The following is a 22,696-nucleotide window of genomic DNA, read 5'->3' on the forward strand; positions in this document are numbered from 1 at the left end:
CTAATTTGGGATTATTTAGGTTTCTTGTGATTCTGGCTACGTACAAACCGGGTGTTAATTTATATTATTGCTAATAAATAATGGTTAATAGCTAATTTTTGAATAGCTATGTAGTTATCATCTATTAGTCATTAACGATACAGCGTCACTAAACTCCAATTCAAAATTTAATAATTTATTTTGAATTTTGAATTCCCCAGAAGGACTAATCTACCAAATAGGACGCTCAGGAGATAACAAATCGTTTAGCCAATTTTCGATTTGTAAACGCAAGCGAGAACCAGTAACGTCCCTAGTTGTTTTGAGAGAGGGCAGTTGAGTGAGGGCGCGACGATAATCAGCGATCGCACAATTCCAGTCGCCCCAAAGATGGTAAGTTCTGCCGCGTTCAGCCCAGATATGACCTTCTAGCTGACCGAAAAGCAGTGCTACCTCAAAATTCTCAATTGCCTCCTCATATTGCCCCAAATCACGCCAAGTAATGCCTCTGTTAATCCACGCCCGGACATAGCGAGGATTGAAATCAATCGCTTGATCGTAATCGGCAAGTGCTGCTGCTAATTCTCCACAAGCTGCGTAGTAATTTGCCCGATTATTATAAGCACTAGCCAAATAGGGATTAAGTGTGAGGGCGGTGTTATAGTCGAAAAGCGCTTTTTGCCTTTCACCACCTTGGAAATAAATCAGCCCTCGGTTGTTGTAATCAACGGCATTGTGGGGATGGCGGGAAATTAGTTGGGTTAAGGTTGCGATCGCCTCTGTATAATCTCCTTGTTGAGCCAACCTCAAAGCACAAGAGCGTAAGTAGCTATCCCCTAAAGTAGATGCGCTTGTGTCATTTATCCTCTGCTTTGGTAATTTATTTGTACTAGTTAAGATATATTTAGATTGGTTATTTTGCTGGTCACCGTCAGCTAAAAACGAGTGAATATTCATCTTTCCCTGCCTGAAATCCCTGCTTTTTGAAATTAAATTCTAATTTTTGTCTACGGGTGGTTTTACCACTATGACTATTTTTAAAGTATTCAGGGTTACTTAGAAGCCATCTCAAGAGAGAACTTAACCCAGTGGTACAAGATAAATTTACGCCCTAAACAAACAATTAATCCTCAAACCTAATCATGAATACTTCATCCCCAAGGTGAATTCCAGAAATAGCGGATGTTAATCTCCAAGACTAGTCAAGTAGTGAGAGCGACAAATTGGTAGAATGCCAACAAGCGGTTCTTTAGAGATGAGAAAGAGGACATAGGGACAAGAGAGACAAGGAGAATAACCCATGCCTCATGAGCCACTTGCCCCAGTATCTAGATTTAATTTTTAAGTTTTGAGAAATTTTCCGATGACAACTGCAATTTCCTATCCTAATGCCCCTGATTTAGCAACCGATGATTACATTGTTATCGGTTTGGCAACCTGCTTCGTCAAAGAAGATGGAGAAGTTTATCAAATCGAAGTTATAGAACCGATTCCCTCTGCCGCTTTGGAAGCGCTTTTAAAGGGTATCCCTACCTCCTATAAGCTGGCTCATGCAACAACTTTGGGATCTGTGCTGGATGGCGATTCACCATTGTTGCCAGATGGTTTCCCAGATTCGGCTCAGTTTGGAGAGGAATTTGTACCACGGGCATTTGCAGCGGCTCGTACCTATAAGCGTCGTGAATCTGCAAAATCTTTAATTCCCTTAGGTACAAACTACACTGAATTTAAGTATTCCATTGAGCGCAAGCGGGTATTAAATGCCGCTAGAGTTGTCACCAAAGAAGACAACGTTAAACAGCATTCTCACACTCACAAAGTTCTTTAAGTAATTATGCTCAAACTTTACGGCGGTGCTCGTAGTCGAGCATCAATTGTTCACTGGTATTTAGAGGAACTAGGAGTTCCCTACGAATTCGTCAAGCTCGATATGCAGGCTGGTGAACACCTCAAACCTGAATATTTGGCAATAAACCCAGTTGGCAAAGTTCCAGCAATTGTTGACGGGGATTTTCAGCTTTGGGAATCTGGGGCAATTTTGCTGTATCTTGCCGATAAATACGGTAAAAATCCACTTTCACCAGAGGAACGTGCTCTATTTTCCCAATGGGTATCGTTTGCCAATGCTACCCTTGGGCCAGGAATTTTTCTAGAAGCAAGTCGGGAGCGAGAAATGCCCCGCTTGTTGACTCCGTTAAATGAAATTTTCAGTAAGCAACCTTTTTTGCTTGGTGATGAGTTCACTGTTGCTGATGTGGCAGTGGGATCTATTCTGAATTACATTCCCATCATGCTGAAACTAGACCTCAGTTCCTACCCAGAAGTGTTGAAATATATGAAGCAGTTATCTGAGCGTCCAGCATTTCAAAAAAGTGTTGGCGGACGGGCTTAAAATAATTCGTAATTCGTAATTCGTAATTCGTAATTGAATTTTTAACTACGAATTACGAATCTTTTAACGATAATTTGTAAATTGCAAAGCAACTGGGTAGTCTTCTTGTTTGAGCCGCTGCATAACTACTTGTAAGTCATCTTTAGATTTGGCAGAAACCCGCACAGCATCACCTTGGATTGAAGCTTGTACCTTTTTGAATTCGTCCCGAATCAATTTGGAAATTTGTTTGGCGATTTCTTGACTGATGCCTTTTTTGAGTTTGATTTCTTGACGGACGCGATTACCACTGGCTGATTCAACTTTGCCAAAATCAAAGATTTTCTGGGAGAGGTTACGCTTGGCGGCTTTTTCTCGCAGAATGTTGTGTACAGAATCTAAGGTAAACTCGCTGTCAGTACTAACGTTAATGCTTTCTTCGACTAACTCGACAGTAGTTTCAGTGTCTTTGAGGTCGTAACGACCTTTGATGTCTCGTATAACTTGATCGACAGCGTTAACCAACTCTTGTCGGTCAAAGTCGCTCACAATGTCAAAGGAAAAAGTAGAAGCCATAAAACATTTTGGATTTTAGATTTTGGATTTTGGATTTTGGATTGGGTATTGGGAAAATTTTTCCCCAGTCCCCAGTTCCCACTCCCACTTAACTAGTAGCTTGGATGATGCTCAAGAAAAAGAGAGTGGCAGAGCCAAGGATGCCAATGCCAAACATGAGCGATCGCAAAAGGGGTATATTCAAAATATAAAAAATTGAGTATAGCAAACGGGCTACCACAAAGGCGATCGCAGCCACTTGTGCTGTAAAAGAATTTACACCAGTTACGTATGCCATCAATGCCGCTGCCGCAAACACCATAAACGCTTCAAAGGTGTTCTGATGTGCCCAAGTAGCTCTTTGGGCGTATGGTGGCAATTTATCAAACATTGCGCGAGGAGTAGAAAACATTTCATACCCAATACGCACGCGGGCATAAGCTACCAGCAAAAATGGCAGGTAAATTAGAACGGCAGCAGCAGCGATCGAGTACAAAAAAATAGTCATTATTTATTAAGCATTGGTTATGAGTCATTAGTCATCAGTCAATAGTCATTAGTCAAATAGAAAAGACAAATGACAAAAGACAAATGACAAATGACTAATCAAAGTAGAAGAGGGTCACCACTTTTCTTTGTTCTTCTGCATCTTGACAAGTTTGCAACAGGGTGCGGCTGTCGTGAAACGCAAAGCAGATCAGTTGCTGGCAACGAGACACAATTTCCTTGTTGCACAGGTAACTAGCTTCAGCAAGAGACAGAGTATCATTACTGGGATTTTCCACTAGATGCATTACCTGTTCTAGTTGCTGGCGCGATTCCAAAGGCTGGCGTTCCAGACTTTGGGGGAGAATCACCGTTAGCAAATTCGGATCAGCCCGCGTTGCTCCCTTGATGGCAGCGGAATTTGTACCTGTAGCACCAGAAGTAATGATTCGATTACCCGATAAAACTAGGGCATAAGTCATCATTTCAATAAGATTCTGATGCGTAATCGGCACGTGACGAGAACCCAGCAAGGCGATTCTTTTAGAACCCGTTTGCTGGATTGTCGCTAGTTCTTGGGCTAATGTATCGAGGTTAATAAGGTCTGTTGATTGGCTCAAAGATGGACATAATCCGAATTAAACGACCCAGATATTTTACCAAACAGCGTGTAGATACGAGGAAAACTTGAGCTAAACATTGCTACTAATTTTCGATTGTTTGGTTCAGTAACTCCATTACTTGGTAACACCAGGCTAGCCAATGTGTTTCGTAACTAATCTCATTTAGGAGAGTCAAGTACTGAAATTTGCCTGATTCTGACAGTTCTTGCGGATTCTGAAAGTAACGCTGTTCTAAATTTTTGTACGTCGTCCCAGCTATGGGGCGGAAGGAAATAGCACGCCGTCCCCTAGGAGGTGACGGCGAACCAGCTGTACCCTCAGCAGTAATACAGCTGCCTAACTGATAACTGAGCATTGATGCTCTTAATTGCTTGAGTTGATGAATCTAAGACAATGCCGCTGCCGGAGTTAAACCTAGTTTAGATAACAGGCGGTCAATGTCAAAATGCTCAGACATCAACTGGCGAATGCACTGAACCTTAATCGGCTCGTGGAGGCGGACTTGCCCAAAAGTGCGGTCAACAATTTCTACAGTGGTGAGGGTGTCTAAGTCAACAGATAAAATCGGGATTTCCAGTTCTTCAGCGCGACTGAGAATGAACGGCGGCGGCGGTAGTTGCCCGGTGAGAATTAAACATTGGGTAGAAGTTTCCAAAGCAGCTTGCTGAATTTCCACGCGATCGCCTCCTGTTACCACTGCCATATTTCGGCGTTTGCGAAAATATTTCACAGCGGAGTTGACATTCATCGCTCCAATTGCCAGACTTTCTACTAACAAATCCATGCGATCGTTGCGACAGAGAACATCAGCCTTTAACTGTTTGACTAGTTCGCCAACACTGACACTGCGGAGCAAAGCATTGTTCGGCAGCATTGCTAGTACCGGAATCCCCTGGTGTTCCAAAAATGGGCGCAACAGAGTGTCAACCGCTTCTAGTTGGGTGACAGGAATATCATTGATCACAACTCCAAGTAAGCGATCGCCTACACGCTGTTTCGCAGCCAATAGCGCCTCAACCGAAAGCAACGATTTATAGCGGGTTACTAACAGCACACCAGCATCCAATACTTTAGCCATTTGCAGCAAAGACAAGTCAAACAAATTGCCTTCGGACAAATCACCAGGCCCCTCCAGTAATACCAAATCACCTTGGGACATTTGTAAATATTGCTGTATTAGGGACTGCTGATAATCGGTTTTATCTTCCCCTCGTAAGCGTTTTTGCACATTGAGTTCATCCAAAGCCAGCATTGTAGGTGCAACACGGTTTTCCGGCAAATTGAGGCTAAGAGCGATGAATTGGACATCTTCCTCAATTACGGTTCCACTAGAGGAATTCAAACAGGTACCAAGCGGTTTACCGTAGGTAATATCCAGTCCTTTTTGCTGTAGCTGATGAGACAAACCCAGAACAGTTGCAGATTTACCGCTGTAAGTCTCGGTTGATCCAATCAGCAAATATTTAGGGGATTTTGGCACACATGCACTCCTAATTTCAAAAGTCAGAAGAACCCAGCTAGGTGTTTCCTAATTCTAGTTCCTTCTGGCAAAAGCCTCTCGCTCTCACAAATTAAGCTTTCCCAGAAATACCTTTTAGTTGAACAAGCACAGGGCAGGTGAGCCGGGGAGGCTAACACTTACAGCAATTTTCAGGTATTACCGAAGAAAGGCAGAGAACAGTTATTGCTGGAGGCAGAAGGTTTTAAAAAATAATTCTTCCCTCTGTCAAAAGGGTCTAGATCAAGCCAGTTCCTCTATGAAAAACAAAAAATATGTATTTCAAGCGGAGAGTGCAACAAGAAATACAGCGTCCTTGCTAAATCCCCTGAATTTATTTATGGGGATTTCTCTTGCCTCCTGCTTCCTTAAGCGCCCCAGTTAAAAAGTAATGGAGACTTGGGGTACGGTTCGGTTAAGGGAAGAGACGTGATAAATCGCCATCTTTACAATAATCAGTCCTTTGTAGAGACGGCGATTTATCGCATCTTTGTGATATTTTGATAGTTTTAAAAACTATTTATTCTATCTAAATAATTGATATTCGAAATAGCGTAGTATCAGAAGCAAGCTCCATCCATTGTGGATAAATTAGTATTACTAAGTACTGCGATCGCCTCCGACAAACTGAAAGCAAAAGCAGATGAAAAGCATTCGTTACTTTCCTCAAAAACCCAGCACCTGCTTTGATTTTTCAAGTACTTCTTTGGGACGAAATGGTTTCGTTAGATATAAATCTGCACCAACCTCAATTCCTTTTTGTTTATCAAATTCTTGTCCTTTAGCTGTCAATATCACAATGTAGATTTCAGTCATTTGTAGGTCGTGTTTAACAATGTGACAGACTTGCAGACCATTCATTTTAGGCATCATCACATCGAGAAAAACTAGATTTGGTTTTTCAGTTTTAATCGTTTCGAGAGCTTCTTCTCCATTTCTAGCAGTTAGAAGTTCAACACCCTCGTCTTCTAATACTTCTAGGGCTTGTTCCATCAAAATCAAGATATTGGGTTCATCGTCAACAATCAGAATTTTCTGGGTCATAGGGATTGGGGATTAGGGATTGGGGATTGGGGATTAGGGATTGGGGATTAGGGATTAGAAGAATTTGTTCCCAGTACCCATTACCCAGTACCCAGTCACAGCGATTATTGTTCAGACAGCATAATAAAAAATACATTTTCCAGCTCCTTCTCAAACCGTAGGGTTTTCACCAAATCGGCTTCTTGAGAGAAGATAGAATCGATGATGATCATGTCAGGTTTGGCTGACAAGGCTTTATGAATGCATTCTTGCGGATCGGAGGCTTCAATCACGCTGTATCCCTGAGTTTGTAGTACATCTGATAGGGTTTTTAAGGCTGATGCATTTTTATCTACAACCAATACCTTTTTATTAGAAGTGCCTTGGTAAAGGAGTGAGTCAATTTCGTTGAGGAGTTTCTCTGTGTCAATGGGTTTAGTGAGATAGCGATCAATGCCAATATGATAGCCCCGTTCTTTGTTTTCAATAATTGACAAAATAATGATCGGAATGTCTGAGGTCAGGGGATCATTTTTGAGAACGGCTGCCACATCGAAGCCGTTGATTTGGGGCATCATCACGTCCAAAAGGATCAGATCGGGACGAGCTGTTTTGATTTGATGAATTGCATCCACACCGTCTTTCGCTTCCCGAACGTTGTAGCCTTCGTTTTCCAGTTGTTGACGGAGTAGTTCTCGAATGTTGGCATCATCATCTACAACCAAGATCGTTTTACGGTTTTGGTTCAGTACAGCGTTTTTGGTGATGACGTGTTCTTTGAGTTGTTTGACTAGCGTATCCAGATTCAGATTAGGAGTGGTTTTTGGATCACAGGCGTAGGTGGGAATGATGAACGAGAATACGCTGCCGTTACCTGGTTCACTCTCAACCCAGATTCTACCGCCATGATGATCGACGATTTGTTTACAAATGGGCAGTCCTAACCCTGTGCCTTTGGGTTTGTCGGTGAGGGTGTCGCCAACTTGGCGGAATTTCTCGAATACTTTCGGCTGGTCTTCAGGTGCAATACCAATGCCTGTGTCGATAACGCTGATGCAAACACCGTCGTTTCCTTGTTTGACGCGGCAGGTGACACAACCAGATTCGGTAAACTTAACGGCATTGGAAATCAGGTTGATTAAAACTTGCAGCAGACGATTGCGATCGCCTACTATCTGAGGCAGTCCAGGTTCAATCTCGCTGACTAACTGCAAGCCATTGGTTTCAAACAACCCGGCGGTAGAATTGGTTGCCCAATCGAGTAATTCGCTGGGATCAAGGGGTTGCATTTGCCATTCCACCTTACCTGCTTCCATCTTGGCGATGTCCAGGACATCGTTAATCAAAGATGTGAGCCGTTCTGCTTCTGACACAATAATGTTGAGATTGTCAGCCACCCGCTTAATGGTTTTCTGAAGCTTGCGGTCTTCGGTAGAAAGCATTGGGAACACATCGGTTTCCAGCTTTTCTTGAATGATCGATGCAAAACCGAGGACAGAAGTCAGTGGCGTCCGCAACTCATGGGAAACTGTTGAGATGAAGTCGGTCTTCATCTGGTCGATTTCCTTTTCTGCTGTCACATCCCGAATCAGCAACGCCGAACCGAAGCAGGCAGCGGGTTCCTGATCTGCCGTCTTTTTGAAAATGGCAGTCGCCACTGCCTGACCAATGCGTTCCTTTACCAGTGCAACTTCGGCAGAGAACACCTCTCCAGGATGGGACTGAGTTCGTGCAACTAGGTCTGCTAAACCAGATATCGGCAATTCTCGGTAGTGGCCGTTGAGGGCGTTAGCTGTCAATCCATACATAGCTAAAAAGGCAGGATTAAAGTGGGTGATTTGTCCTGTGGTGTCTGCCACTAACAAACCATCTGCTAAGTTATCTAAAATGGCATTTAATCCCTGCGCTTCTGCTAGGGTATTTTGCAGGGCAGCTGTCCGCTCTACAACTCTGGCTTCCAGTTCTTGATTCAGTTGCCGCAGAGCGATTTCTGCTTGTTTGCGGGCAGTAATGTCGGTATTGATTTCTAGCACCGCGCAGGGCTGACCAGAGATATCTCGTTGTAACGTCCATCGGCTCTGCACGATAAGCTGTTTGCCATCATGGGTGAGGTGTTGCACTTCTCCTTCCCAATTACCTTGCTGTAATAACTCTGCGATGATTTCTTCTTTTGGTTTGGGAAAGATTTTTTTAAGAAATGCGTGAATGTACTGCCCTTTGACTTCCTCACGTGTCCAACCGTACAGACTTTCGGCACCCTGATTCCAATGAGAGATTTTGTCGCTCATGTCGCGGACAATGATGGCATCGCTGGAATGATTCAACATATCTAATAAACGTTGATTTTCAGCTTCTGCCAGCTTGCGATCGTGAATATCAGTGCAGGTGCCAATCCATTCCCGAATGCTGCCGTCTTTTTCCAGGACGGGGGCACCACAGACAGAGAAGTAGCGGTATGTGCCATCCTTGCCACGCAGCCGATATTCAGTTTGGTAGATACCTCGGTTTGCCACAGCAGCATTCCAAACTTCTGTGGAGTTGGCACGGTCATCGAGGTGAATGGGATCGATCCAGCCACAACCCTCAACTTCAGCTTTGCTCTGCCCCGTATAGTCCATCCAGGTGACCATTTCACTGCTTATTCCCAGTCCTTCTGGGGTAGCTCCCCAGACGATCTGTGAAGTAGCAGTTACTAAGGAGCGATATCGTTCTTGAAGACGCTGATTTTCGGCTTCTGCCAGCTTGCGATCCTGAATATCCGTGCAGGTGCCAATCCACTCCCGGACGCTGCCATCTTCTTCTATAACGGGCGCACCCCAGACCCAAAAGTAGCGATAGTTGCCATCCTTGCCACGAATTCGGTATTCAATTTGATACATACTCAGGTTTGCCACAGCAGCACTCCAGACTTCTCCGGTGTAGGCGCGATCGTCTGGATGAACGGCATCAATCCAGCCCCCATTTTCCGCTTCAGCTAGACTTTGACCTGTATAAGCTATCCAGCTTACCAGTTCAAAGCAAATTCCTTCTGGTGTGCTTACCCAGACGATTTGTGTATTAGCAGTTACTAGAGAGCGGTATCGGGCTTCACTCTGTTTTAGTATTTCTTCATTATGTTGGCGTTCCTGCTGAACGCGTCGAAGGTCGCTGATATCCTCCACACTAGACCAGATTAGTTGCTCTCCATCTTTCTCAATCATCAGTCCAGAGATTCTGACCGGAACCAGATACCCGCTTTTGTGGATTAACTCCTTCTCATAGGGGCCGTAACGACCAGTTTGTTCTAGGTTTTCCAGGGTAGCTTGGTCGGCAGCCGCATAATTTTCTGGAGTAATCTGGTGATAGTTGAGATTTAGGGTTTCTGGAACAGTGCGCCCCAAAATGGCAGCATAGGCAGGGTTGATTTTAATTAGCGTCCCATCTGTTCGGCATAGTACTAGCCCAACAGGACATAGTTCAAATAGCTGACTGTTGTATTCATCAAGTTGGTTAAACATGGTTGAGGTTTCTTTAGTGGCGTATTTGGGTAGGGTTAGAACAACAGAACCAAGACAACAAAGTGGCGTAAAGCTTTAACGAAATTGGGTGGTGTTGAAACATCTGGTAAAGTTGATCGGGTGATGCAGCTTCCACAGATGGACTGTGGTGTGAAAGTCGCTGGATCAATTGAGTGTGGCGGATCAGCAAATCCGTCGGTTTGAGCATTGGAGCTGTTGATGGAATGAAGCCGTCGGCATCGGAGGTGGGGGATGATTCGGTTGTGGAAGTTGGCGACGCAGAGTTGCTATTTTGTTCTTTAGCAGCGTCTGCCAATGCACAATTGACTGGAATTTGAATCCAGAATTCTGTGCCTTCACCTGGTTGAGAACGACACTTGAGTATTCCCCGATGTTTGTCTACAACAATTTGGTAGCTGATTGCCATGCCTAACCCGGTTCCCTTACCAACATCTTTGGTGGTGAAGAAGGGATCGTAAATGCGGCGAATTACTTCCTCCTTCATGCCTGGACCGTTGTCGGCAATGCAAATCACAACCCACTGGTTATCGAAGAATTCAGTCCGAATGGTGATTTGGGCTGTAGGGGGGGATATTTCTTCATTGTCCATTCCTTCCTCTAGAGCATCAATGGCATTTGCCAGGATGTTCATAAACACCTGATTTAACTGTCCGGGGTAGCATTCAATCAGGGGAAGTTTTGCATAGTCTTTAACGATTTCAATTTTCGGTCGGCGAATAGCTGCTTTCAGGCGATGGTGAAGAATCATCAGCGTCCCATCGATGCCATCGTGGATATTGACGGCTTTCATTTCTGCTTCGTCATGGCGGGAGAAGTTTTTCAGGGATTGGACAATTTCTACGATGCGACCTGTGCCCAGTTTCATCGAATCTAGCAGTTTCGGGAGATCCTGCATGATAAATTCCAAGTCTATATTGTCTAACTCTGATTCCAGTTCTGGAGGAGCAACAGGTAGAAATTTCTGATACTTTTCCAACAGGTGTAACAAGTCTTGGGCGTACTCGGCAACATACCTTAAATTGCCGTAAATAAAGTTAACCGGGTTGTTGATTTCGTGGGCAACTCCGGCAATGAGTTGCCCTAGACTGGACATTTTTTCACTTTGGATCAACTTAGTTTGAGCCAATTGCAACTCATGGAGAGCTTGCTGAAGCCTCTGTGTCTGGGCTTTTGCCTGGAGGGCTGCTTGAGTGCTCTGCTCGTAAAGCATAGCTTTGTCAATAGCGATCGCTGTTTGAGAGGCAAAGATACTCACCAGTTTCAGGTGTTCAGCCATGTATGAGTCAGTTTTGGGTGTTCCAATAGCGATCGCTCCCAGTACCCGCTCCTTGGCTCGCAACGGTACACAAATCAGGGCGCTAACGTTTTTTTGCCCCTCTAATCGAGGATCGGCTTGGACATCATTGATTAGTTCTGCCCGGTTGGATTGCACAATGTTGCCAATAATTCCCTTCCCTGGTTCCGGCTGACTGTGGTCAAAAAATATTCCAAATTCGGCAATAATTTCAAATGCAGTTGCATCTGGACTCAGGAGCAGAATCATCCCCGCAGATGATTCAATTAATTGACTCAATTCCTGAAGCACGAGCTGGGCAATCTGTCGCGTATCTAAACTTGTTGTCAGTTGAGTTGAGATATCCTCAAACAAATCAATTTCCTGGTATCGCTCCAGCAATTCTTTGGCGAGTTCTTTCTTCTCAGCTTCCTGCTTTGCCAGCAATGAGAGCAAAGTCGCAAGTAGAGTTGCCTGTTCTTTGCCAACAACCCAACCGATGATTTCTCCTGACACCTCGATTGGATATCGGTTTTTCGTAGTTTGCTCCCCAATGCTAATTAGTTTCGTGCCGTCTACCAGTTCAACATCAATCGCAATGTTAAACTGGTAGACTAAGTTATGAAGAAGAGATGGCAAATCTTTTTTGTTGAGAATCTTTCTGAGGCTAACTGCGGACATGAAACACCTCATAAGCAGCAGGTTGTAAATTGACCGCGTTCAAGCCAAGCAGGTTATTAATTATATCGAGGAAGGCAGGAGGAAAACTGTCCTCAACCTCCTGCCGCGACCAGAGAAAGCTTGGGTTTAAGTCCCTCACTGTTGCGTTAGCTTCCCGCTCTTTACGAGAGTTCAGTGGCTTCAATTCAGGAGGGGTCGAATCCCCGGATGATTTTCTCCTCCTGCCTCTTGCCGACGCTCTCTGCGAGACGCTACGCGAACGCGGACTCGCTACGGCTGCGCTATCCTGCCTCCTGCCTTCTTCACCGCAGCTATCCATACTCCTTCGGATAAGCAAACTACGCCCAGCATCTCCAAAAAAGAAAGAAATAGTCATAAAAATCTAGTGGAATATAATAATTTACTAATTAAGACTAGTTTTCCCAAAAAGATGGGCGACATAACAGCAAAGTTGAGCGGTAGCAAATATCTTTAAACTCGGTAGCAGAGGCATTCTTCCGCCTGTGTAACTCGCTTACTTTTTGATGAGTTATGGAAATAACTATATAAAGGCCTAGTTTTAAAGCTATGGTCAATTGATGTCTCTTGTTGCGACTACTCGTAAGTTGGGAATCAACTTTTCTGAGTATGTAGGTAACTGCATTTCTAAGACTGGAATAATCCGCTCTTTGGCAAAAAATAAATAGGATACAAAAAAAGCTGCGATCGCAGCTTTTTTTGGTAATTTTAAAAAGTATTTAGGTAAGCAGTAACTTCAGTTAGATTCGAGAGTAGCGAAAACGAAGTCTGAGTAGCCGAAGCCAGCGTAACCACATTTGTGCAGGCTGTTCAAAAAAGGTGAAGATATCACCGAAACCTAAATTAGTTTTGTGATGATGTAACCAGTGCCTCTCAGGAGTAGTAATAAATAGAATTTGGCATAAAATATTTACAGGCTTTGAAGTTTTCCAACCCAGTACACTTATGTGTCTCCACCATACATGAAGCTGACCAAGCAGTAATCCAGAGATAACGCCGATGGGAGAAAAAGACCACAAGACTACTGCTATGAGTACATAAGGCAAAGCTCCCAAGATACCATCTAAAAGAACCTGGGGATTAAAAGTCAAAATAGCGTAGTGGCGGAAGTCCTTCTTCCAGGAGTGGTGCGTTTTTAAATGAAGGCTACCAAAAACGTGCTCGGGTACATGATAAATAAATGTAGATAAAAAATCACCAAAAAATAGTAATAACCAAGCAACAGCGATAGCCTCAAGCATTTGTACTCCTCAAGAATAGTTAAGAAAACTCCACAGAAAATATGCAAATGTCATACTGTCGGCGTAGACACTTGGTTTTCCGCTATCTATGCAAGCAGAACCTTTGTGTCTCATGGGTCTACGCTCCAGTTAATTTGGCTCAAAGTGTATTTGGGTCAGTTGCAGTTTCATGAATCTCTGATCCTTAATGCAGTAAACAGCAACTTGTTACAACCTCCGATTTAGCTTCTAGCTCTGGGTTAATGGTAGTCATACATCTAAATGCCGATTGAAATACAGTATTTTGCTATAGTTACTACACAATCTTCTTACTAAGAGATACAGCGTAAGCAAAGGTTGAGTTAAAGTTAGTACAAATTTAGGTTAAGGCTTTATTCAGTATTGTTAATTCTAAATTGATGGCAATTAAGCTACAATTATGACTTTAATCAGACCGATATAAATAGGCATTCTGCCAACATAGACTGGGTTATTAAGGTGAGTAAAACAGGTTTTAAATTAAATTCAAAATTTGGAGGATCTAGAATTAACTAAATGCCATAATAGGCTATAAATCAACCAATCATAGGTAGGGAGTAGCGCGGAGAATAAATATTTCCCTGTGTCCGCGTCTCAATATATCAATTTTCATCAGTCTGCCCGAATCAAGCCTTTAATCTGAAGAACGCAGCACTGGCGGTTTAATATCTATCCTTACTGAACTGATGATATTAACCAATTAGAGCAGTTTATGAATGGCGAAGCGAATGATATTATCCAAGTTTCCCCGGCTGTTTTAATTCATGGTTGCAAACATATATGCAAATTACAGATGTAGTTGTCATTGGTAGCGGTATTGGCGGTTTGAGTTGTGCTGCTCTTTTGGCACGGTATGGCTTTGATGTGATAGTCTGCGAAAGCCACTCCATTGCTGGAGGTGCTGCCCATGCTTTTGAGCGCAATGGGTTCAAATTTGACTCGGGCCCGTCCCTTTACTCTGGACTGTCTTACAGCCCCTCTGCCAACCCTCTGCGGCAAGTGTTAGATGCAATTGGTTCAGAATTACCATGCGTAACCTACGATACCTGGGGTTGTTCTGTACCAGAAGGTGATTTTGACACCTCGGTTGGTGCGGAGCAATTTTGTGAAGTGCTGATGAAATTCCGGGGACATGATGCTGTAGCCGAATGGCAGGAACTCCAGCGCGTTATGGAACCATTCGCTAGTGCAGCAACCTCCATACCACCAGCGGCATTACGTTTTGATCTTGGTGCAGCTAGAACTGTGGGCCCATTTGTCCCATCTCTGACAAAACATTTTGCGAATATAATCAAGCTGACGGGCCCCTTCAGCCGGATTATGGATGGCGTTGTTAAAGACCCGTTTACCCGAAACTGGCTGAATTTGCTTTGTTTTCTGCTTTCTGGATTGCCAGCAGATGGCACTAGTGCCGCAGAGGTAGGATTTATGTTTGCGGACTGGTATCGGCCAGACGCAATACTGGAATATCCGATTGGTGGTAGTGGTGCTTTAGTTGACACCCTTGTACAAGGATTGGAGCGTCAAGGTGGGAAGCTGATGCTGGGCGCTCACGTGGAGCAAGTGCTTGTAGAAGGTAATCAAGCGGTGGGTGTGCGTCTGCGCGATCGCCAAGAAATTCGGGCGCGGCGGGCAGTAATTTCTAATGCATCGGTTTGGGACACAGTGAAGTTACTACCAGAAAAGGCAATACCTAAACAGTACCGCGCTAAACGACAGGCGACACCTGAATGTGATAGCTTTATGCATCTACATCTAGGCATTGATGCTCAAGGATTACAGTCAAATTTGCGATGTCATTACATTGTGGTTAATAACTGGGAATTGGGCATAACAGCACCTCAGAATGTTGTGGTGATATCAATCCCTTCAATTCTCGATCCATCCCTAGCACCACCGGGTAAGCACGTGATTCATGTTTATACTCCTGGTAATGAGCCATATGCTATCTGGCAGGGGATGGATAGAAAGAACCAAGAATATGCCGAACAAAAGCGATCGCGTGCAGAAGTAATGTGGCAAGCGCTACAGCGGATAATTCCAGATATTCGCTCTCGTTGCGAAATCACACTTGTTGGTACACCTCTAACCCACGAGCGTTTTCTCCGTCGTCACCAAGGTTCTTACGGCCCAGCAATTCAGGCTGGCTCTAGTATGTTTCCTGGCCCCAGCACACCTCTACCAGGACTGATGTGCTGTGGAGACTCGACATTTCCTGGCATTGGTTTACCAGCAGTCGCCGCCAGTGGGCTAATTGCTGCAAATACACTTGCACCTGTTAAGAAGCATTTAGCTATGCTTCAAGATATCAAGTGTATTTAATTTTTTGAGTTAAAAACCTAGTTGCCAAGAGAGCCGCACCTGCTGCCAAAGTTGCTAGTACACTGTCAGGTTCAGGTACGGCAGCAACTTGAGCATCAATTCGGGCAGTTCCAGCAAACAAACCTGCTAAGTTAGAGTTTTGCAGGATACTAGCAAACTCTGGAGAAATTAACAATTTAACATCAGGGATGGTTAAATTTTCGCCATCAAATGCTACAGGTTCTGGAATACTCAAATCAAACAAAATTGTATTTAAAGAAATTGTATCTCTTAAAACAAATCCGCTGGCATCTTTGGTAGTACGTCCCGGAGCAAAAGCAATTGAAAACTCACCAACAGTAATTTGATCGTTGAAGGTAACACTACCAGTATGCTCAAGTGTACCTGAGAGCGGAGTAAAACTGCCTTCATCACTGAACATGAAACTGGTGGCTGAGTCGATGTTAAAGCCAACTAAATAATTGCTAGGAATTGCTGCGACTGTATTATTACTGCCTGTCAATTTTAGCCCGATATTTCTAAGAATATCCTCGTGGTCACGATCAATGCTGGTGACTCCAGATATCACTTTAAAAGTTGCAGCTTCTACCTGTATGGGTGCAATTGATATAAAAGCTGCTGTTGTACAACCAAGAATCCCTGCAAACTGAGAAAAATGCATATATACTTCTGATGATCTTTGTAGATTATTTTATCTAATAACACGCCGTTTACTAATCTAAAAGCTTAGTGATTGCCGTTAAATAAACAACCTAAAAAGAGAAAAAAGTACTTTTTTGAAGTTAAGATGAAGTAATCGTCAAGCTAATATCAAAATTTGAATCATACAGTTAGAAAGGTAAGGCTAAGTAAAGGGTGCAAATAAATATAGCTGCTGAAGACAGAGCATAAAGTATGAGGCATAAGGCATTAAGGCTAAAAATGATAAAAATATAGTTATGTTTAATTATGTCCATCTCTAATTACTTGGCCTTCAACCTAACAATTATCATGTGAACCAATATGAGTTTTTCCTTTAATTATTAATAATTTTATGTGAAGAATTGAAGTACTTTTTATATTATTTCACTTGAATAATGATACAAATACGTTGCTAGGGGTACAGTAATGCTAATTGGTGTCAACTTAGGTTAAAATCTCGTTTCCAGCCTCTGACTGAAAATGCACTTCATCAGGCTGCTGCCGCAAGTCTTAAGGCGGCAGCCAGAGTCTGGGAAGCAGATAAATTGGATTGCTATAGTTTGATTTATTCTCGCCGGCTTACTTCTTGGTTTACAAGCTTGTTCTAATCCACCAGCTGATTTTCTGCAAATTAGGATCTATTTCCTGCCAAAAGCTTGCTGATGAGTCTGCTTCTCTTGTTGCTGCGAGTATTTTATCTATACTGTCGAAGTTTTTTTGAATCACCTGTTTATCGAGTTTAGGAATATCTAATTTCAGATATTTTAGACGGTTGGGTAATTCTACTTGCTCATTTACTGGCAAGTAGGGAATCTGCTCAACTTGTTCTAGAATTTTATCTACTGATGCAATGACTTCTTTCAGGCTCGGCTTTTTGGTTTGTAATTGTAAATCTTTTTCTTCAAAGGCTTCTTGTTGATTATCTAACTTTACTAGCACTATTTTGACGAAGAAAATATTGTAATCAACTTCGCTAACTTCACCCACTTGATTATGATATTTTCCACTTTTATTTATAAGTACTATGTCACCTTTCTCAATTCTGTCTTTCATAATTTATACAGCCTTTGAATTAAATTGCTAAATAATCTCCTCTACGGAAAATACTACTCTAAAGCCACAAACTCTCAGTCCACCGTCTGACTCATTCCAACTACGGCTAGCGCTGCGACAAAGTTCTGCATTGAAACTCCAAGAACCACCGCGTAGTACCCGGCGATTAATATCACCGCCAACTTCCCAAGCTGTTCCATCTGAGGGTGCATCACTGTAATTGTTATGCCACGAATCAGCGCACCATTCCCAAACTAGCCCGTGCATATCGTACAATCCAAAGGCGTTGGCGACTTCAAAACTACCGACGTTGGTTGTTTCTTTACGGAATTTGCTTTTTGGTTCGATAGTGCAACTGACTAACTCAGAGGTAATGGTTTCGCCAAAGTGGAAGGATGTTGTAGTTCCAGCCCGACAAGCATATTCCCATTCAGCCTCACTCGGTAAACGATAGTCGCGTCCAGTTTTTGCTGATAGTCTGAGACAGAATTCTACAGCCTCATACCAAGATACATTTTCTACTGGTCTATCTAAACCTTTGAATTTCGATGGATTAGGATTTAAAGCTTGTTTGACTTTGGGTAAAGCTGCTACTACTCTCCACTGTGCTTGAGTTACGGGAAATTTCCCCATAAAAAATGGTTCAACGGTAACTTGATGTCGAGGACGTTCGTCAGCATCTCCTTCAAACTCCGGTGAACCCATCATGTAAGTACCGCCAGGAATAGACACCATTTCTAATGTGACAGATTTACCCAATTCTTCGGCAAAGAAGTTTGCATTGCAACTCATGCGGTTTACTTCTCTACCACCTGTGTCTACTGTCACTACGTCAAATTCAAAGGTTTCTAATGGGGGTAATGGTACTATTACTTTTTGTGGTAGCGGCGGTAATATCGGTTGAGACATCGAAACAATTTTTAGAGCAACAGGTTCAATGTTCGATGTTGCAAATTTCAAATCATTGATAACTTCTACTGCTGTTTGATATCTCTCGCTAGGTAGATGTTTTAATAATTTATCTAAAATTTTTCCTAAGTCGTCGCTGATAGTAATACCTTTTTCTTGTAACCGTTCACGCCACAACCACTGAGCATTCATAGCATCATAAATAGGGTCATTAACCTGTCCAGAAGCATCCTGCAAAGGCAAACATCGAGTTAAAAGACGCACGCAAGTTACACCCAAAGCATACAAATCACTACCGTGACAAGCAAATCCAGCCATTTGTTCAGTTGGGGCATAACCAAGGGTATAAATTACCGTAGCTTGTCTTCCTAAACTAGTTTGTGTTACCTGTTTAGCACCGCCAAAGTCAATTAAAACAGGTTTTTTATCACTTGCACGGCGGATAATATTTTCTGGTTTGATATCCCGATGAATGACATTATGAGTATGAATGAATTGTAGAACTGGCAATAAATCAGCTAAAAGTTCCCAAATTTGTGCTTCACCATAGATTTGTTGCTGAACTTCTTGTAACAGGGTTTTTCCTTGAATAAATTCTTGTACAAGATATAAGCTAGCACCTTGTTCAAAGTAAGCAAGTAATCTGGGAATTTGGGTATGATTTTCTCCCAGTTCATACAACCGAAAAGCCTCTTCTTTGAAAAATTCTGCTGCTTTGGTGCGTTGTCCTGTTCCCTGAAATTGTGGGAAAAATTGCTTGATGACGCAAGGCGCATTTAGTCTGTCTACATCTTCTGTAGCATAGGTTCTGCTAAATCCACCTTCACCTAGAAGTCTCAATACACGGTAACGGCTTCTTAGAAGTTTGCCAAAGTTGCTTTGTCCGCAACTCACGCAAAATCTATTGCTATCAGAGTTGAATGGATTTGAGCAATTGGGATTTTGGCAGATTTGCATAATGAGAGGAAAATAGCATCTTCTCCAAAGTTAGCCCCAATATTATCTAATTGAAAACAGTTATGTAGAGAAGCGAACACGGAAGTTTATTCCTGTGCTTAAACTTCCTTATAAACGGAGGCTATATGTTTGTTTATATTGGGACGTTTATAATTATTAGTAAATATGAATACATGAGTACAACGGGTGAAGAGACGTTAAATTGCAACGTCTCTTTTAATATAGCTTTTATTTCCCACTCGGAAAAGTTCATGGAGAACCAACTTATCCCTAATTTTGATTACCAATTGCGAGTTTTATTTTCAGTTTTTATTCTCTCCAGAAGCGCGAATTAATTCAGCTACAATAGCAGCGATCGCAGATACTGAAATCAACATCACACTCAGCGCGTTAATATCAGGCTTGACTCCTGTTCTAATCCGGCTAAAAATCTCCATTGGTAGGGTGTTAGAACCGCTACCAGCGGTAAAACTGGCAATGAGAAAGTCATCTAAGCTGAGGACAAAGGCTAAGAGACAACCAGCTACAATCCCAGGAATCAATTGAGGTAGTAATACTTTGATGAAAGCTTGCGTTGGTGTAGCGCCTAAATCTAGTGCTGCTTCTTCTAAGTGAGGATCTAAGTTAGTCAGTCGTGAAGCGACCACAAGTCCAACGTAGGCCAGACAAAATACCACATGGGCTGCAACTATCGTCCATAAACTCAAAGGTATGGCAAACGCTGCTAGACATACTAGGGTAGCCACTGCGATCGCAATATCGGGAATAATCAATGGTAGGTAAGCAACACCCCGATACAATTTCTTACCAGGAAATTCGTAACGCGCCAACCCAACCGCCATCAAAGTTCCCAGCACTGCTGAAATTCCCACTGCACAACCAGCAACTATCATACTGTTTTGCAAAGCTGATAAGATGCGATCGTCACTGAACAACTTGCGATACCAATCGAGAGTGAATCCTTGCCAAGTTGCGCTGTAGGGCGACTGATTGAAGCTATAAAAGCCAAGTACCAGTATGGGCAGGTACATGAACACAAATATCAGCAGTGAGAAAACCGCCTGCCATGAGACACGCGGTTTTTTTAGAGATGGAGAGATATTCACGTTTATATTTGTTTTGTTGGTTAGCAAAATAAAATATCATATCTTATGCAATAAGTCAATAATTTAACTCTCTTCTCTCCTTTTTCCGTAACTGCTGGGTAAACCAATTCGTGGAGTGAATAGAGAGATTTTAATTCTGGTAATCTCCTTATTCCCTTTTGAGGTGGCTAAGGATGATATGAGTAAAAATTTGGATAGAATTCCTAATCAAGCTTTGGCACTTCTAATTTCAAACTAAGTACTGTACAAGAATCTGTCTTTTAGTCCGCTACTGGTTATCCTCTAAGTACGGAAAGCCGCCCAAAAACTGACTAGACAGTTTCTTCTTTAAATAACATTATAAAATCAAATAATTTGCAGGCAATAGTAGAGGTTTTTAGCTTTTTATGACTACTTAACTTAGTTTTGAGCGATTTTAGACAATTATTCTTTCTAAAAAAACTATATTTAAAATTGCACCAGATTACCAAAAATTAATAATTCAGAATGAATTTACCTCTTTAGGAGTGGGTAATTTCCGTACTAGGATAGACAATAAATATAAAAGAAGCAGCATAAGATTTGAAAGAAATTGTTAATAAGTTTAGTGTCTGAAGTTACTTTCTGATGCCAAGTGAATCAATTACAAGCACTACAACAAAAGAAAGAAAAAACTTCTAATTCAACTTTCATTTTTTAGGAGGTTTGTGATGCGAATAGCTCAAGTAGCTCCATTATGGGAAAGAGTTCCGCCGCCTGCTTATGGTGGCATCGAGCTAGTAGTGGGGTTACTGACCGATGAGTTAGTCCGACGCGGACACGAAGTAACTTTATTTGCGTCGGGAGATTCTATCAGTCTGGCAAAACTAACGTCAGTTCATCCCCGTGCCCTCAGACTCGATCGCACAATCAAAGATTACAGTATTTACGAAATGCTGAATCTGGCTTCGGTGTATGAACGTGCAGAAGAATTTGATATTATTCACTCCCATGTAGGGTATGGGGCACTGGCCTACGCAAATCTCGTCACAACCCCTACGGTTCACACATTGCATGGTATTTTTACCCCTGACAACGAAAAGATGTTTAGTTTTGGGAAAAAAGAACCCTACGTCAGTATTTCCGATGCACAACGAGAACCAAGGCTAGGGTTAAACTGTATAGCAACGGTCTACAACGGAATTGATGTCAGCAGTTATCAGTTTCACTCTCAACCAGAAGATCCGCCCTACCTAGCATTTTTGGGTCGGATGTCTCCTGAGAAAGGAGCGCACTTAGCAATAGAAATTGCAAAACTTGCTGGTTGGCACTTGAAAATGGCAGGTAAGGTTGATGTCGTTGATGTGGAATACTTTGAGAAAGAAATCCAACCACTGATTGATGGGAAGCAAATTGAGTATCTAGGCGAAGCCAACCATACCCAAAAAAATGCTCTGATGGGAGGTGCAGTAGCAACTCTGTTCCCCATCACTTGGCGAGAACCCTTTGGGTTGGTGATGGTAGAGTCAATGGCTTCGGGTACGCCCGTGATTGCGATGAAATTGGGGTCTACTGAAGAGGTAATTTCCCACGGCAAAACAGGTTTCCTCTGCAATGATATTCAAGAGTGCATCAGTGCCGTTGATCGGGTAATAGAGTTAGACCGCTATGCCTGTCGCCAGCATGTAGAAAATCTTTTTAGCATTGAGCACATGACTGATGGCTATGAGGCGGTTTATCAACAAATCCTAGCAAAGCGATTTTCTCAGAATGGGCGTTTACGCAGTTTGATTAGTTTAGCTAGCGATCGCATTTAAATATCGCATTTGTATAATCTTACATGTTTTTAACTAAGTAGAATACAAACCATCATAGGGATGCAACATCTGTCACGGGTATCAACTTAACGTCAAAATCAGTTTAGGCAGAGATTTGAGAGATTGCTTGCGATCTGGATTTCCTATAAATTCCTTAGGGACTCCAGTTAAAAAAATATCCCATCTTAGGGGCACAAGTCCTTGCGCCCCTACTACCTCACGTAAATGAGAACGGCTATAATTACGAATTGATATGAGTTATTTCTTGGTAAAAGCAGCCACCTTGTCTTGTCCTGCGGTCATATAAGCACAAGCCATGTGTGATGAGTTATATGCCCAGCCAACCCGTCCTTGACGATCTATAAGGATGCACCCAGCTTCACCTTTAACCTTAGAAGCCAAAGAGCTATGTATATTGTTATTTTTGCCTTTTTTAATTGTGATTTAATCTCCCATTGACACTCTCACCGCTACACCGCAAAGCGGTGTAGCGGGAGATTCTTGCTTCTCAGAAACACGCTTTTAGGTACAGGTACCAACGAGTCTTACTGCTTCTCCACAAGCTTGAAGTTCGGTATGTCCTACCGTATTTGTTGACAGTATTTTTAT

At 42.6% G+C, this 22,696-nt stretch carries 19 protein-coding genes; 4 read left to right on the plus strand and 15 right to left on the minus strand.

From position 1 onward, the window contains the following. Positions 1–210: 210 nt before the first annotated feature. A complete protein-coding gene (locus ACEYW6_RS24655) occupies positions 211–936 on the minus strand; it encodes a tetratricopeptide repeat protein (protein WP_412981829.1) in 726 nt (241 codons plus the stop codon). Positions 937–1,342: 406 nt separating this feature from the next. Here ACEYW6_RS24655 and ACEYW6_RS24660 point away from each other — a divergent pair, with 406 nt between their 5' ends. After that, positions 1,343–1,807: a hypothetical protein gene (locus ACEYW6_RS24660; RefSeq protein WP_190894313.1), complete on the plus strand. Its 465-nt coding sequence runs from the start codon at positions 1,343–1,345 to the stop codon at positions 1,805–1,807. A gap of 6 nt (positions 1,808–1,813) precedes the next feature. Then, positions 1,814–2,371, plus strand: coding sequence for a glutathione S-transferase family protein (locus ACEYW6_RS24665; protein WP_412981830.1), 558 nt, complete (start codon positions 1,814–1,816; stop codon positions 2,369–2,371). A gap of 63 nt (positions 2,372–2,434) precedes the next feature. Here the strand turns inward: ACEYW6_RS24665 and ACEYW6_RS24670 are convergent, their stop codons facing one another. The 9 genes from ACEYW6_RS24670 to ACEYW6_RS24710 all read right to left on the minus strand — a co-directional run bounded on the left by ACEYW6_RS24670 (position 2,435) and on the right by ACEYW6_RS24710 (position 13,266). After that, complete coding sequence (locus ACEYW6_RS24670; protein ID WP_190728108.1) at positions 2,435–2,926, minus strand: YajQ family cyclic di-GMP-binding protein; 492 nt, start codon at positions 2,924–2,926, stop codon at positions 2,435–2,437. A gap of 88 nt (positions 2,927–3,014) precedes the next feature. Continuing rightward, a complete protein-coding gene (locus ACEYW6_RS24675) occupies positions 3,015–3,413 on the minus strand; it encodes an MAPEG family protein (RefSeq protein WP_196510278.1) in 399 nt (132 codons plus the stop codon). A 94-nt stretch (positions 3,414–3,507) separates the two neighbouring features. Further along, a complete protein-coding gene (locus ACEYW6_RS24680) occupies positions 3,508–4,011 on the minus strand; it encodes a DNA recombination-mediator protein A (RefSeq protein ID WP_190894310.1) in 504 nt (167 codons plus the stop codon). Positions 4,012–4,096: 85 nt separating this feature from the next. Beyond that, the gene (locus ACEYW6_RS24685) at positions 4,097–4,369 is read right to left on the minus strand and encodes a hypothetical protein (RefSeq protein WP_412981831.1); all 273 of its coding nucleotides are present in this window, start codon (positions 4,367–4,369) and stop codon (positions 4,097–4,099) included. Between the two features lie 30 nt (positions 4,370–4,399). Further along, positions 4,400–5,494: a phosphotransacetylase family protein gene (locus ACEYW6_RS24690; protein WP_412981832.1), complete on the minus strand. Its 1,095-nt coding sequence runs from the start codon at positions 5,492–5,494 to the stop codon at positions 4,400–4,402. Positions 5,495–6,178: 684 nt separating this feature from the next. After that, positions 6,179–6,556: a response regulator transcription factor gene (locus ACEYW6_RS24695; RefSeq protein ID WP_412981833.1), complete on the minus strand. Its 378-nt coding sequence runs from the start codon at positions 6,554–6,556 to the stop codon at positions 6,179–6,181. A 104-nt stretch (positions 6,557–6,660) separates the two neighbouring features. Beyond that, positions 6,661–10,032, minus strand: a complete 3,372-nt coding sequence (locus ACEYW6_RS24700) for a PAS domain S-box protein (protein WP_412981834.1) — start codon at positions 10,030–10,032, stop codon at positions 6,661–6,663. Positions 10,033–10,045: 13 nt separating this feature from the next. Continuing rightward, a complete protein-coding gene (locus tag ACEYW6_RS24705; protein WP_412981835.1) occupies positions 10,046–12,007 on the minus strand; it encodes a sensor histidine kinase in 1,962 nt (653 codons plus the stop codon). Between the two features lie 758 nt (positions 12,008–12,765). Continuing rightward, the gene (locus ACEYW6_RS24710) at positions 12,766–13,266 is read right to left on the minus strand and encodes a fatty acid hydroxylase (RefSeq protein WP_412981836.1); all 501 of its coding nucleotides are present in this window, start codon (positions 13,264–13,266) and stop codon (positions 12,766–12,768) included. A gap of 798 nt (positions 13,267–14,064) precedes the next feature. On the opposite strand from ACEYW6_RS24710, the gene ACEYW6_RS24715 reads away from it, so the two are divergent. After that, positions 14,065–15,606 carry a phytoene desaturase family protein gene (locus ACEYW6_RS24715; RefSeq protein WP_412981837.1) on the plus strand — a complete coding sequence of 514 codons (1,542 nt, stop codon included), beginning with the start codon at positions 14,065–14,067 and terminating at the stop codon, positions 15,604–15,606. On the opposite strand, the gene ACEYW6_RS24720 is transcribed toward ACEYW6_RS24715, so the two are convergent. The 4 genes from ACEYW6_RS24720 to ACEYW6_RS24735 form a co-directional block, all read right to left on the minus strand. Beyond that, on the minus strand, positions 15,593–16,267 hold the full coding sequence (locus ACEYW6_RS24720; RefSeq protein ID WP_412981838.1) for a hypothetical protein: 675 nt from the start codon (positions 16,265–16,267) through the stop codon (positions 15,593–15,595). The genes ACEYW6_RS24715 and ACEYW6_RS24720 overlap by 14 nt on opposite strands. Positions 16,268–16,878: 611 nt before the next feature. Continuing rightward, the gene (locus tag ACEYW6_RS24725; RefSeq protein WP_412981839.1) at positions 16,879–17,340 is read right to left on the minus strand and encodes a hypothetical protein; all 462 of its coding nucleotides are present in this window, start codon (positions 17,338–17,340) and stop codon (positions 16,879–16,881) included. Between the two features lie 27 nt (positions 17,341–17,367). Beyond that, complete coding sequence (locus ACEYW6_RS24730; RefSeq protein WP_412981840.1) at positions 17,368–19,206, minus strand: SUMF1/EgtB/PvdO family nonheme iron enzyme; 1,839 nt, start codon at positions 19,204–19,206, stop codon at positions 17,368–17,370. A gap of 302 nt (positions 19,207–19,508) precedes the next feature. Further along, positions 19,509–20,312 carry an ABC transporter permease gene (locus tag ACEYW6_RS24735; RefSeq protein ID WP_196511000.1) on the minus strand — a complete coding sequence of 268 codons (804 nt, stop codon included), beginning with the start codon at positions 20,310–20,312 and terminating at the stop codon, positions 19,509–19,511. A 689-nt stretch (positions 20,313–21,001) separates the two neighbouring features. On the opposite strand from ACEYW6_RS24735, the gene ACEYW6_RS24740 reads away from it, so the two are divergent. Further along, a complete protein-coding gene (locus ACEYW6_RS24740) occupies positions 21,002–22,087 on the plus strand; it encodes a glycosyltransferase family 4 protein (protein ID WP_412981841.1) in 1,086 nt (361 codons plus the stop codon). A 258-nt stretch (positions 22,088–22,345) separates the two neighbouring features. Here the strand turns inward: ACEYW6_RS24740 and ACEYW6_RS24745 are convergent, their stop codons facing one another. Continuing rightward, on the minus strand, positions 22,346–22,489 hold the full coding sequence (locus ACEYW6_RS24745) for a hypothetical protein (protein WP_412981842.1): 144 nt from the start codon (positions 22,487–22,489) through the stop codon (positions 22,346–22,348). Between the last annotated feature and the right edge of the window lie 207 nt (positions 22,490–22,696).

Source organism: Nostoc sp. UIC 10607 (assembly GCF_047228265.1).
Taxonomy (GTDB): domain Bacteria; phylum Cyanobacteriota; class Cyanobacteriia; order Cyanobacteriales; family Nostocaceae; genus Nostoc; species Nostoc foliaceum_A.

Coding starts and splice junctions, on each gene's coding strand:
- ACEYW6_RS24655 (WP_412981829.1), bottom strand. CDS start 936: ATGAATATTCACTCGTTTTTAGCTGACGGTGACCAGCAAAATAACCAA.
- ACEYW6_RS24660 (WP_190894313.1), top strand. CDS start 1,343: ATGACAACTGCAATTTCCTATCCTAATGCCCCTGATTTAGCAACCGAT.
- ACEYW6_RS24665 (WP_412981830.1), top strand. CDS start 1,814: ATGCTCAAACTTTACGGCGGTGCTCGTAGTCGAGCATCAATTGTTCAC.
- ACEYW6_RS24670 (WP_190728108.1), bottom strand. CDS start 2,926: ATGGCTTCTACTTTTTCCTTTGACATTGTGAGCGACTTTGACCGACAA.
- ACEYW6_RS24675 (WP_196510278.1), bottom strand. CDS start 3,413: ATGACTATTTTTTTGTACTCGATCGCTGCTGCTGCCGTTCTAATTTAC.
- ACEYW6_RS24685 (WP_412981831.1), bottom strand. CDS start 4,369: ATGCTCAGTTATCAGTTAGGCAGCTGTATTACTGCTGAGGGTACAGCT.
- ACEYW6_RS24695 (WP_412981833.1), bottom strand. CDS start 6,556: ATGACCCAGAAAATTCTGATTGTTGACGATGAACCCAATATCTTGATT.
- ACEYW6_RS24700 (WP_412981834.1), bottom strand. CDS start 10,032: ATGTTTAACCAACTTGATGAATACAACAGTCAGCTATTTGAACTATGT.
- ACEYW6_RS24705 (WP_412981835.1), bottom strand. CDS start 12,007: ATGTCCGCAGTTAGCCTCAGAAAGATTCTCAACAAAAAAGATTTGCCA.
- ACEYW6_RS24710 (WP_412981836.1), bottom strand. CDS start 13,266: ATGCTTGAGGCTATCGCTGTTGCTTGGTTATTACTATTTTTTGGTGAT.
- ACEYW6_RS24715 (WP_412981837.1), top strand. CDS start 14,065: ATGCAAATTACAGATGTAGTTGTCATTGGTAGCGGTATTGGCGGTTTG.
- ACEYW6_RS24720 (WP_412981838.1), bottom strand. CDS start 16,267: ATGCATTTTTCTCAGTTTGCAGGGATTCTTGGTTGTACAACAGCAGCT.
- ACEYW6_RS24725 (WP_412981839.1), bottom strand. CDS start 17,340: ATGAAAGACAGAATTGAGAAAGGTGACATAGTACTTATAAATAAAAGT.
- ACEYW6_RS24730 (WP_412981840.1), bottom strand. CDS start 19,206: ATGCAAATCTGCCAAAATCCCAATTGCTCAAATCCATTCAACTCTGAT.
- ACEYW6_RS24740 (WP_412981841.1), top strand. CDS start 21,002: ATGCGAATAGCTCAAGTAGCTCCATTATGGGAAAGAGTTCCGCCGCCT.